The sequence below is a fragment of the uncultured Psychroserpens sp. genome (assembly GCF_947501425.1).
Taxonomy (GTDB): Bacteria; Bacteroidota; Bacteroidia; order Flavobacteriales; family Flavobacteriaceae; genus Psychroserpens.
In genome coordinates, this window is the sequence record NZ_CANMVN010000011.1 from 61,036 (window position 1) to 72,863 (window position 11,828).

At 33.6% G+C, this 11,828-nt stretch carries 11 protein-coding genes and 1 tRNA gene; 7 read left to right on the forward strand and 5 right to left on the reverse strand.

Annotated features, from left to right (window positions below; all coding sequences use genetic code 11):
* Positions 1-8 precede the first annotated feature (8 nt).
* From murA to Q0951_RS16495, 3 genes are all read right to left on the reverse strand, one after another.
* Positions 9-1,325: a UDP-N-acetylglucosamine 1-carboxyvinyltransferase gene (gene murA / locus Q0951_RS16485; protein WP_299339313.1), complete on the reverse strand. Its 1,317-nt coding sequence runs from the start codon at positions 1,323-1,325 to the stop codon at positions 9-11.
* A gap of 9 nt (positions 1,326-1,334) precedes the next feature.
* On the reverse strand, positions 1,335-1,976 hold the full coding sequence (locus Q0951_RS16490) for a DUF4290 domain-containing protein (RefSeq protein ID WP_299339316.1): 642 nt from the start codon (positions 1,974-1,976) through the stop codon (positions 1,335-1,337).
* A 90-nt stretch (positions 1,977-2,066) separates the two neighbouring features.
* On the reverse strand, positions 2,067-2,360 hold the full coding sequence (locus Q0951_RS16495; protein ID WP_299339319.1) for a DUF493 domain-containing protein: 294 nt from the start codon (positions 2,358-2,360) through the stop codon (positions 2,067-2,069).
* Between the two features lie 90 nt (positions 2,361-2,450).
* Here Q0951_RS16495 and Q0951_RS16500 point away from each other — a divergent pair, with 90 nt between their 5' ends.
* The 5 genes from Q0951_RS16500 to Q0951_RS16520 all read left to right on the forward strand — a co-directional run bounded on the left by Q0951_RS16500 (position 2,451) and on the right by Q0951_RS16520 (position 7,006).
* Positions 2,451-2,990 (forward strand): ATP-binding protein, encoded by a 540-nt coding sequence (locus Q0951_RS16500; protein WP_299339320.1) that lies wholly within the window; start codon positions 2,451-2,453, stop codon positions 2,988-2,990.
* Positions 2,991-4,889, forward strand: coding sequence for an ATP-dependent DNA helicase RecQ (locus tag Q0951_RS16505; protein WP_299339323.1), 1,899 nt, complete (start codon positions 2,991-2,993; stop codon positions 4,887-4,889).
* A gap of 1 nt (position 4,890) precedes the next feature.
* Positions 4,891-5,844, forward strand: a complete 954-nt coding sequence (fmt, locus tag Q0951_RS16510) for a methionyl-tRNA formyltransferase (RefSeq protein WP_299339326.1) — start codon at positions 4,891-4,893, stop codon at positions 5,842-5,844.
* A 197-nt stretch (positions 5,845-6,041) separates the two neighbouring features.
* Positions 6,042-6,314: an HU family DNA-binding protein gene (locus Q0951_RS16515; RefSeq protein ID WP_299339329.1), complete on the forward strand. Its 273-nt coding sequence runs from the start codon at positions 6,042-6,044 to the stop codon at positions 6,312-6,314.
* A 131-nt stretch (positions 6,315-6,445) separates the two neighbouring features.
* Entirely contained in the window at positions 6,446-7,006 is a 561-nt protein-coding gene (locus tag Q0951_RS16520) for a YqgE/AlgH family protein (protein WP_299339332.1), read from the forward strand.
* Here Q0951_RS16520 and Q0951_RS16525 read toward each other — a convergent pair.
* Together Q0951_RS16525 and Q0951_RS16530 are read right to left on the reverse strand one after the other, a co-directional pair.
* Positions 7,003-7,848 carry an aminotransferase class IV gene (locus Q0951_RS16525; protein ID WP_299339333.1) on the reverse strand — a complete coding sequence of 282 codons (846 nt, stop codon included), beginning with the start codon at positions 7,846-7,848 and terminating at the stop codon, positions 7,003-7,005. The genes Q0951_RS16520 and Q0951_RS16525 overlap by 4 nt on opposite strands.
* Positions 7,849-7,904: 56 nt before the next feature.
* Positions 7,905-8,297 carry an START-like domain-containing protein gene (locus tag Q0951_RS16530; protein WP_299339336.1) on the reverse strand — a complete coding sequence of 131 codons (393 nt, stop codon included), beginning with the start codon at positions 8,295-8,297 and terminating at the stop codon, positions 7,905-7,907.
* A 129-nt stretch (positions 8,298-8,426) separates the two neighbouring features.
* Here Q0951_RS16530 and Q0951_RS16535 point away from each other — a divergent pair.
* Together Q0951_RS16535 and Q0951_RS16540 are read left to right on the forward strand one after the other, a co-directional pair.
* Positions 8,427-8,500 (forward strand) — tRNA-Met (locus Q0951_RS16535).
* A 763-nt stretch (positions 8,501-9,263) separates the two neighbouring features.
* A partial coding sequence (locus tag Q0951_RS16540; RefSeq protein ID WP_299339338.1) for a M14 family metallopeptidase occupies positions 9,264-11,828 on the forward strand: 2,565 nt, incomplete at its 3' end.

Genomic DNA, 11,828 nt, shown 5'->3' on the forward strand with positions numbered 1-11,828 from the left:
GAAATCATCTAATTCCCTTCTACTCTCTCAATATGTGCTCCAATAGCACGTAAACGTTCATCAATATTTTCGTAACCACGATCAATCTGTTCAATATTATGTATTGTAGATGTTCCTTTTGCTGATAGTGCAGCAATCAATAGAGATACTCCCGCTCTAATATCTGGAGATGTCATGGTCGTTGCTTTTAATTGCGACTTAAAATCATGACCAATTACTGTAGCTCTATGCGGATCGCAAAGAATGATCTTAGCTCCCATATCAATTAATTTATCTACGAAAAACAATCGGCTTTCAAACATTTTTTGATGAACTAATGCACTTCCTCTAGCTTGAGTTAAAACTACCAGAATAATACTTAATAAATCTGGTGTAAATCCAGGCCAAGGCGCATCTGAAACTGTTAATATTGAACCATCAATATAACTTTGAACTTCATATCCATCTTTATGCGCTGGAATATGAATATCATCTCCTTGTCGCTCAACAGTAATTCCTATTTTTCTAAAAACATTCGGTATCAGACCAAGATCATCCCAACTTACATTAGTGATGGTTAATTCACTCTTGGTCATTGCAGCAAGACCTATCCAACTTCCAATTTCAATCATATCAGGAAGCATCCTATGTTCTGTACCACCAAGAGTATCAACACCTTCAATAATTAACATATTAGAGCCAATACCTTTGATCTTTGCTCCCATTCTGTTAAGCATTTTACAAAGTTGCTGTAAGTAAGGCTCACAAGCTGCATTGTATATGGTTGTAGTACCTTCAGCTAATACTGCTGCCATAACAATATTGGCAGTTCCTGTAACCGAAGCTTCATCGAGTAACATATAAGTTCCTTTGAGCTTATCTGCTTCTACACCATAAAAATGATCTTCTTTATTGTATCTGAATTTTGCTCCCAAATTAATAAACCCTTCAAAGTGAGTATCTAAACGACGACGACCAATCTTGTCACCTCCTGGCTTTGGAATATAACCTCTACCAAAACGTCCAAGCAACGGACCAACAATCATGATAGATCCTCTTAGTCCTTTTCCGTCTTCTTTAAAAGCTTCAGATTCTAAATATTTTAAGTTAACCTCATCAGCCTTAAAGGTATAAGAACCTTTTCCAATCTTGTTGACCTTAACTCCTAGTTTTTTTAGTAGCGCAATAAGCTTATTGACATCAATAATATCGGGAATATTATGTATTGTAATTTCTTGGTCAGTAAGTAGAACTGCACATAAAATTTGTAAAGCTTCGTTTTTTGCTCCTTGAGGCTGTATGTTACCTTTTAATTGGTGACCTCCTTCAATAATAAATGTTGACATGAAATCTTATTAGTAGCGTTTTCTATTTCGGTTAGAACCTTTTTTGTGATGCGATTTTTTCCCTCCGGAATACTTCTTTTTATGTCGCATTAAACTGGTAGAATCTGATAGATCCTCATCACTGGTTTTAAGATTAATCTTACCACCAGACAACTCATATAAATGCTCAAAGATTACACCATCTTCAACAGTGTCTTTATTCCAGTTGAGGAAACATTTTTTCATATGGTTTGCAATAGTATAAACCAAAGCCTCTTTCAAGTCGCCTTCTTCCCAGGTATTAGCCACATCAATCATGGTCTTAATATTATTTCCGTAAAAACGATATTTCGGATGATTTTGTGGATACTTTAATGGCTCTGGACCTTCAGAGAGTTCTTCCTTAGAAGGCATAGGATATGGAGAATCAGCATCCAATTCAAAATCAGACATGATGAATAATTGATCCCATAATTTGTGTTGAAAATCTGGAACATCACGAAGGTGTGGTTGTAAATTTCCCATCACATTGATGATAGATTTTGCTACTTTATTTCGCTCTTCTTTTGTTGGTAATTGTTTAGCGTAATTGATCATTTTTTGAAGATGTCTTCCATATTCAGGAATAATCAAATGTTCACGCTCTGTGTTGTATTCTAAATCGTCTATCAAAATATAAATTTGTGTAGTATGTTTATTAATGCATGAAGTACATCTGCATATGGATGCAAAATACAAAAAAATAGTTACCGAAACTGCTTTTTACAAAGAAATAACACCTTCTACTTTTAGAGCAACTTCTTTATATTTAGCAATGACCGCATCAGGATCTTTCATCTTCAAATTTACAGATACACTAGTATAGGTTCCTTTTCCTGAAACTTTAGTTGTAATTACAGCTCCTAAATTATTAAACAATTCTTCTATCTGACGTATCTTTTCTGTGTTAGTTGGCACTATAAATTTGTACAAATATAAGGAGGGCCAACTTGCAGTTTCATACAATTGACCTCTAAGTTTCCTATAGAATTCTTCTGATTTTTTCTCTGGACTCATATTATTTTTTCTTCGGAAGCAAAGATACATTTTACTTTGCATTTTGCTTTGCCTAATTATTGTTAATTTTACAACCAAAACCTTGCCAAATTGAATATAAAACGAATTGTCATAACTGGTGGTCCCGGAACAGGAAAGTCTTCAATAATAAACGAACTTATTAAACGTAACTACACGGGCTTTGAAGAAATATCCAGACAGGTAACCTTAGACGCTAGAAAGGACGGCATTGAGCAGTTATTCTTAACTGAACCTCTACTCTTTAGTGAGCTACTACTAAAGGCAAGGACTCAACAATTTAAAGATGCAGATTCTATTAAAAAAGACATGGTCTTTTTAGACAGAGGTATTCCAGACGTTTTGGCGTATATGGATTATGCAAAAAGTGAGTACCCTAATTATTTTAATGAGGCTTGCGAAAAATACGTGTACGACCAAATATTTGTATTAGCACCATGGCAGGAAATTTTTGTAAGTGATAGCGAGCGTTATGAAAACTTTGATCAAGCTGTTCAAATACATCATGCCTTATTAGATACCTACCGACGTTTTAGCTACGAACTTATCGATGTTCCATTTGGCAACATTGAAAGTCGTGCAGACTTTATCTTAGACATTGTAAACGCATAGATGCCTCATCCAATTAACATATTAGAACAATATTGGAATCATACCTCTTTTAGACCTTTTCAAGAAGAGATCATTAATTCAGTTTTAGAAAACAATGACACCTTCGCTCTATTACCTACAGGTGGTGGAAAATCTATATGTTTTCAAATTCCTGCACTTATCAAAGATGGTATTTGTATAGTCATTTCTCCTTTAGTTGCTTTAATGAAAGACCAAGTTAACAGTCTTAAGAATAAAGGCATTAAAGCTATGGCAATTACAAGTGGAATCAAATATAGCGAGCTGGATACCCTACTTGACAATTGTATCTACGGAAATTATAAATTCTTATACCTATCTCCTGAGCGTTTACAACAAGATATTGTAAGACAACGCATTGAACAAATGAATGTCAATTTGATAGCAGTGGATGAAGCACATTGCATAAGCCAATGGGGAAACGATTTCAGACCTGCTTACAAGAACATCTCTATTCTAAGACAACTACAACCTAGTGTCAATGTGATTGCTCTAACTGCAACTGCGAAACCTAAGGTCATCGAAGAAACTATATTAGCCTTAGATTTCATCTCTCCAAAAGTCTTTAAAGCATCCTTTACCAGACCAAATATTTCATATCAGGTTCTTAATAGTGAAGACAAGATCTATGATTTGGAACAACAATTAAAAACGCATCAAGGCGCATCTATTATTTATGTCAGAAGTCGCCGTATGAGCGTAGAAATCCATAATCTGTTGGAAAAAAAAGGTTTTAGTTCAACTTTTTTTCATGGAGGTATTCCTACCAAAGATAAACAAGACCGATTGCATGCATGGATGAACAACCAAAAGGAAATTATGGTGGCAACAACAGCATTTGGTATGGGAATTGATAAACCAGATGTAAAAACAGTCATACATATCAATCTACCAGAAAGTTTAGAGAGTTACTATCAAGAAGCTGGACGAGCTGGTCGAAACAATGAGCCTGCATTCGCTATATTATTAACAAATACATCTGATGAACAAGTTTTAATAAACCAGTTCATCAATAGTTTACCTACGATAGATGAAATTAAACTCGTATACAGAAAATTGTGTAACTACTTTCAAATATCATATGGTGAAGGAGAATTAACTACGCATCGTTTTAATTTCAGTGATTTCTGTAAGGCTTACGATTTTAAAAGTTCTAAAACATTCAATACGCTTCAGCTATTAGACAGGAATAGTGTGATCAAGTTATCGCAAGAGTTTAATTATAAAACTAAATTACAATTTATTGTTAGTAATAATGCTATGTTTTCGTATTTAGAAACACATGCGCAGTACAATATTATTGTTAAAACTATTTTGAGAACTTATGGTGGTATTTTTGAACACCAATTGGCTATAAACCTTACTTTAATTGCCAAAAAAGCAGGAATTGACGAAAAGCAAGTGATTGCTGTTTTAAATCAACTTCATAAAGATGAAATTGTCGACTTCCTTTTTTCTAATACAGATTCTGAAGTTATTTTTCTCCAACCAAGAGAAGATGACAAAACCATTAACAGAATTACAAATGTTGTTGAACAGCAACAAGAATTGAAACGAACTCAGGTCAAAGCAGTATTGGATTTTGTAAAAAATGACTCGCTTTGTAAGAACAGACAATTATTAACATACTTTGGAGAACCAACTTCAGAAGATTGCGGTAAATGTTCTGTATGCTTATCAGTGGATATTTCAGAAGATAAAACCATCCTAAAAACCATTCAGAAACACATAATTAACAAACTTGAGGAAAAGGCACTGAGCTCCAGAGATTTGGTAGAACAGCTTCCTTTCGAAAAAGAATTGATATTAAAAGTCTTAAAAGAATTGTTAGAGCATGATGTCATTTCCATAACATCTGCCAACACATATAAAATAAAATAACATGACGAGAGATAAATTGAGAATTATTTTTATGGGCACGCCAGATTTTGCAGTAAATACACTAAAAAGTTTGGTAGACAATAATTATAATGTAGTAGGTGTTATTACAGCACCTGATAAACCTGCAGGTCGAGGGCGAAAACTTAACGAATCTGCAGTAAAAAAATATGCGACATCTCAAGGTTTAAAAGTCTTACAGCCAACTAATTTAAAAAATGAAACTTTCATTCAAGAATTAAAAGCCCTTAATGCCAATCTTCAAATAGTTGTAGCATTTAGAATGTTACCAGAAGTGGTATGGAATATGCCAAAATATGGAACTTTTAATCTTCATGCTTCATTATTACCTGACTACAGAGGTGCAGCTCCAATTCATTGGGCCATAATAAATGGTGAAACTAAAACAGGAGTAACTACATTTTTCATTGATGAAAAGATTGATACAGGCGCAATAATACTCCAAAAAGAAATTGAGGTGTCTAATGACGAAACCGTTGGATCTCTGCATGACAGGCTAATGATTGTTGGAAGCGAATTGGTCCTTGAAACTGTTGACCTCATTCAAAAAGACAAAGTTCAAACAACCATACAGCCTAAAACTGAAGTTAGCAAAACCGCCTACAAACTCAATAAAGAGAATTGTAAGATTGATTGGAGTTTAGATACAGATACCATATATGACAAAATAAGAGGTTTAAACCCATTTCCAGCTGCTTGGTGCTATCTAATTAATAATGATGATGAATTAAATGTGAAAATTTTTGAAGTTGAAAAAGATAAAACCGATCATAATTTTGAATCTGGAAAACTATTAGTAAGTAAAGATGAGTTAAAAGTAACAACTAGAGATGGTTACATTATTATTAAAGAAATAAAGCTTCCAGGAAAGCGAAAAATGGATTCAAAATCGCTACTCAATGGTTACAATTTTGACAAAAATGCTAAAATGCTCTAAAACCCTTATATACATTGATATTATAAAAACTCCGACGAAATGCAAGGCTTTATTAACAAATGCCCCAAGTTATCAACAAATACTCGTATTTCCCTTGCTATTACTTGCGTAGATGGATTTTACGTATAAATTTGTATGCGGATTTAACGATAACGTTTAACCCAACTATTTTTTTAACAATTTAAAATTTAAATTTTATGAACAAAACAGATTTAATCAATGGGATGGCAGAGAATGCAGGAATTACAAAAGCAGCTGCTAAGAAAGCATTAGATTCATTATTAATTGACATCGAAGGAGCTTTACAAAAAGGAAACAGAGTTTCTTTAGTAGGATTTGGTTCTTGGTCAGTTTCTAAAAGATCTGCAAGAGAAGGAAGAAACCCTCAAACTGGTAAAACTATACAAATCAAAGCTAAAAACGTAGTAAAGTTTAAAGCTGGTTCTGATTTAAGTAGTGCTGTAAACTAGTATTTCTTAAAATACAATACTAAAGCTCACTGTTACAGTGAGCTTTTTTTTGTTCTAAAGCCTAAGTAATTCTATGAATAGTTGGTTATTAGTAAAATATGTTTTAGATTTAATTCACAAATGATGTTTATATGATTATATCAAAGCCCAAAAAAGGACATCTTTTAATTGCTGAACCTTCAATTATTGGCGACTTATCATTTAATAGGTCTGTCATACTATTGGCAGATTACAACGAACAAGGCTCTATTGGTTTCATTTTAAACAAACCTCTTGAATATACACTTAACGATCTAATACCAGAGACAGAAGCAACATTTAAGGTGCATAATGGAGGTCCAGTTGAACAAGACAATCTATATTTTATTCATCAGGTTCCTGAGTTAATACCAGATAGTATTGAAATTTCTAATGGTGTGTTTTGGGGCGGAAATTTTGATGTTGTACTAGAACTTCTAAAAAACGATAAATTAAACACTTCTGATATCAGATTTTTTCTTGGCTATTCAGGTTGGGATGCAAAACAACTAGATAATGAACTAGAGTCTAATGCATGGATCGTTTCTGAAAATGTTTACAAAAATGAACTTATCAACAAGTGTTGTGACTCCTTTTGGAAAGAAAAAATGTTAGAATTAGGAGGTGATTATTCGCTTTGGTCTAATGCTCCTGAAAATCCAAGTTACAACTAAGATAACCTTAGTTTTGTATTTAAACGTTTCAATAGATCCTCAGAGATCTTAACTACATACTCTTTTTTACGGTATTTCATAATAGGTAATATCCCTATCATTACGTTTGTTATGAATAGCTCATCTGCTTTTTGAAGTTCAAATGGCGAAATAGAGGCCTCTTCTAAAACGTAATCACCAGAATTCAAAACCACATCAATAATTTGTTTACGCATTACACCTTTTAAACATCCATCTGTTAATGGTGGTGTCTTTATCGTTTCACCAGTTACCAAAAACAAATTACCATTGAGTGCCTCAACAACATTTTTATTAGTATTCAATAATAAACAATTGTTCCAACCATTTTCTTCAGCATAAATACTCCCTAAAACATTAATAGCTTTGTTATTGGTCTTAAGTGTTGATAATAAACCGGGAGCTACGAAATAATCTTTGTAGAGATCTACAGTATACGAATCACTCTTATCTAAAACATAAAAATCTTCATTACAGATTTCAGCAGAAATATTATAACTAATAGTTTGAGCTTTGGGCTTGTATTTACCACCATTACCTCTATCAACATTTAACCTGACTCTAGCTGATGATTTTAAGAGAGAATTAGCATCTAAGGTTTTAAGTATTTCGGCCTCGAGAAATTCCATGGTGAAATTCATCGGTATTTCCATGCGCATAATGCGCATTGATGCCATCAATCTAAAATAATGGTCTTCCCAAAATAAAATTTTACCATGTACAACTTTTAAAGTTTCAAATACTGCGTCACCATATTTATAACCTCTATTTTCACTAGTTATAAAACTTGATGTCTCAATCAATTCGCCGTCAAAATTTATCATAAAAAAGTCTCGATTAAAAATCGAGACAAATATAAAACTTATATGACTTAGAAATTCTATGCTGAGCCTAAAACTTGCTTTAAATCTGAAATTTGATTATCCCATAGCATCTTAGCTTCGTCAACTTCATCTTCATCAGAAAAATCTGTAACAATTATTGAAACATCTTTGGTTATTTCATCAACTTGAATTCTGATTTCAAAAAAATAAGATGCGCCATCTTCTTCGTCATTGAGCCATCTAAATTTTACACGCTCTCCACTCTTCTTACTTAAAAGCTTTGCTTTTTCTTCACTACCATCCCAAATAAATGTAAACAACTCTCCTCTTGAGTTTACATTATCAGCAAACCATTCAGACAATCCTGAAGGTGTAGATATATATTGATATAAAAGTTGTGGCGAAGCATGAATAACAAACTCCATCTCAATTCTAACTTTATCTTCCATAGGTAAATTATTATGTTGTCAATATATACATTAATTGTTGAGTTTAAAACTAAAAACTAGAAAAAAATAATTTGCACATTTTATGTTTGCTCACAAAAATTTTGTTTTTATATTTGCACCCTCATAAATGGCGAGGTAGCTCAGTTGGTTAGAGCGTCGGATTCATAACCCGGAGGTCACGAGTTCAAATCTCGTTCTCGCTACAGCAGTTAAAGTCTAGCACGAAAGTGTTAGACTTTTTTTTATGTTATGAGCTAGAGTTTACTCTGATGCGAAATGACATAAAAAATTGTTGAACGTGATAGCGTTCAAGCTTTTGCTATTGTAAAGCTTCCTCAAAAAGATTCTTTAAATCTCGTTCTCGCTACAGCAGTTAAAGTCTAGCACGAAAGTGTTAGACTTTTTTTTATGTTATGAGCTAGAGTTTACTCTGATGCGAAATGACATAAAAAAATTATTGAACGTGATAGCATTCAAGCTTTTGCTATTGTAAAGCTTCCCCAAAAAGATTCTTTAAATCTCGTTCTCGCTACAGCAGTTAAAGTCTAGCACGAAAGTGTTAGACTTTTTTTTATGTTATGAGCTAGAGTTTACTCTGATGCGAAATGACATAAAAAATTGTTGAACGTGATAGCGTTCAAGCTTTTGCTATTGTAAAGCTTCCTCAAAAAGATTCTCTAAATCTAGTTCTTGCTAAAGTAGATAAGGTCTGGCGTAAAATACTTGGCTTTTATATTTCAACAATTAAAAGACCTATACTCCATGCTTAAATCTTTTAAATTTCTCCAAAAAACTCAAATTCTAACAATTACCTGATTTTTAGCTAATTGATTCTAGTAGCAATATTATCAAATGTTAAATTAGTGCATTTCATCGGTTTTTTTTGCATTTTATAGACTAAAAATGAAATAAAGTAATATATTAGCATCCTAATTAATTGACATAAATTCATTAAACCCCAAACTAATGAGAAAAATTACCTGCTTACTTGTGCTACTATTTTTAGTAGTACAAACCTCCTATTCGCAAGACATTTACAAGCGAATTATAACTAATAATGATTCCGAAACTACAATTCAAACTTTACTGAACATTGGTATCGACTTGAGATGTGGTGCTGTTTACAAAAACAATTCCATTCAATTGGAATTATCTGTTGAACAATTAAGTCAGCTTGACAATGCAGGAATCAAATACAATGTTGTTGTAGAAGACCTCACTAAATACTATCAGGAAAGAAACCCTTCTGAATTATCTATTGAAAAAGCTTTTGAACAATTTAAATCTAGTGATCAGTCCAATACAAGCAATCGATCAATAGCAAGCACCATACTAGACAATTATTTACAGTATACGGGTTGCGAAGAAGTAAACTGGACTAAACCTAGTTTATACAATCAAGGATCTCTAGGAGGTTGCTTGACTGTATCAGAAATGGAGGCCGAGCTTGATCAGATGCATGCTAACTATCCTAATCTAATTTCTGCTAAAGCAGATGCATCGCCAACAAATCAAACCACTTGGGGAAATCCATCAGGAACTATAACTAATAATGGATTAACATATACAGGTCAAGGAACAACAAGATGGGATCCTAAAACCATTTGGTATGTTCGAATTACAGGTGATCAATCTTCTCCTGAAGGTAGCAAACCTCAAATATTGTATACCTCAATGATTCATGCTCGTGAAGTTAGTAGTTTAATGAGTAACATGTATTTTATGTGGTACCTTCTTGAAAACTACGATACAGATCCAGCCATAAAGAATTTAGTAGATAATAATGAATTATATTTTATTCCAGTTGTGAATCCAGATGGTTTACGCTGGAATCAACATTTAAACTCTAACGGTGGAACTTTCCAAAGAAAAAACTGCCGACCAAATACAGGTAGTACCTCTAACTCTACTGCAACAAGAGGGGTTGATGTCAATAGAAACTTTGATTACTTATGGGGAGCAGATGGTGATTCTAGTGGTTCAAATGATATTCCTTCTAGTGACACATACAGAGGTCCTGCGCCTTTCTCAGAACCTGAATCTCAAATTCTAAGAGATTTTGTTCTCGCAAGAAATTTTGAAACTTGTTTAATGCATCACTCTGCAGCAAATGCTATACCTCATCCGTATGGTGGTATTCCAACCCGAGTGTCTAATAGAGAAGATGAAATGCACCAATGGCATGAAGACATGTCAAGGTTTAACAGATATGTATCTGGTGCTACTATATTCACACCAGCTAATGGTATTGCAGATGATTGGATGCTAGGTGGTACTGCAGATGCAGGTAATACAACAAGTAATGCTAATAACCCATTCCCAAATGATAGTAGTCCTGCTTCAGTAGGTTCTGGTCAAAATATTTTAGCGTCTACACCAGAACATGGTAGTTATGGAAGTGAAGGAGGCTTTTGGCCAAATCCAACGCAAACAGCTGGAATATCTGATATTGAGAGAATAGCTGCCAGAGGAATGAGAATCAATTTAATGAACGCCTACTACGGAGGTAAGTATGCAAAATTTCATGATTTAACGCAAAGTGATATCAATAGTTTAACATCAGATCTAACTTTTGGTATTGAGCGTATCGGACAAACACCAAGTGATTTCACATTAACTGTAACACCTGTGTCTGGAAATATTATCTCTATTGCGTCTATTCCTACTCAAACTGGAATGAATGTCTTAGATCAAAATAATGTCACTGCCGAAATCGTACTTGATGGAACTATACAACCAAATGATATCATCGAATATAATGTGCAGCTATCAGATGGAACTAATGTGTTTTACAATGTAAACATTGAAAAGTATTATCAACCAACAATGATTCTATCAGATGATCCTGATGCAAACTCAATTAACACAAACTGGAATTTATCCGGAACATGGACAGCTTCAAATGCACCAGGTGCTGCTTATTCTGGTAGCCGAGGTATAAAAACTGGAGGTAATAATATCACCACTTTAGGTAATAATCAAAACACATCCATAACTACAAACACACATGATTTATCAGCTTCTGATGAAGTTGTTATTCAGTTTTATACTAAATGGGATTTAGAAAGAAATTTCGATTTTGTAGAATTCGAAGGATCTACCGATGGTAGTAACTGGGTGTCACTTTGTGGTATTTACAATAAACCAAATGCTACAAATTTCACCACAAATGAACATGGTGCTAAATCGTCTACAAGTCACTCGTTCCAACAAAACAATAATAGTAGCGGTAGAGTCTATGATGGTGATAGAATGGACAAATGGGTTATGGAAGAAATTATTATTGATGCCACTACAAATAGTGCATTATTCCAAGCTCCAAATGCGCAATTTAGATTCCGTTTTAGAACCGATGCAAATAATAGATTCGAAAATTATTCAGCAAATGGTGAAGGATTCTTTATCGATGATTTTAAGATTATCGGACTACAGATTCCTTGTGATAATAGTGTTGCTCCTTCAAATCTGGCAGTAACTCTTGTAACTCCTACATCAGCATCTGTATCATGGGATAATATACCTTCTGCAACT

Coding starts and splice junctions, on each gene's coding strand:
- fmt (WP_299339326.1), top strand. CDS start 4,891: ATGACGAGAGATAAATTGAGAATTATTTTTATGGGCACGCCAGATTTT.
- Q0951_RS16520 (WP_299339332.1), top strand. CDS start 6,446: ATGATTATATCAAAGCCCAAAAAAGGACATCTTTTAATTGCTGAACCT.
- Q0951_RS16515 (WP_299339329.1), top strand. CDS start 6,042: ATGAACAAAACAGATTTAATCAATGGGATGGCAGAGAATGCAGGAATT.
- Q0951_RS16530 (WP_299339336.1), bottom strand. CDS start 8,297: ATGGAAGATAAAGTTAGAATTGAGATGGAGTTTGTTATTCATGCTTCG.
- Q0951_RS16495 (WP_299339319.1), bottom strand. CDS start 2,360: ATGAGTCCAGAGAAAAAATCAGAAGAATTCTATAGGAAACTTAGAGGT.
- Q0951_RS16505 (WP_299339323.1), top strand. CDS start 2,991: ATGCCTCATCCAATTAACATATTAGAACAATATTGGAATCATACCTCT.
- murA (WP_299339313.1), bottom strand. CDS start 1,325: ATGTCAACATTTATTATTGAAGGAGGTCACCAATTAAAAGGTAACATA.
- Q0951_RS16525 (WP_299339333.1), bottom strand. CDS start 7,848: ATGATAAATTTTGACGGCGAATTGATTGAGACATCAAGTTTTATAACT.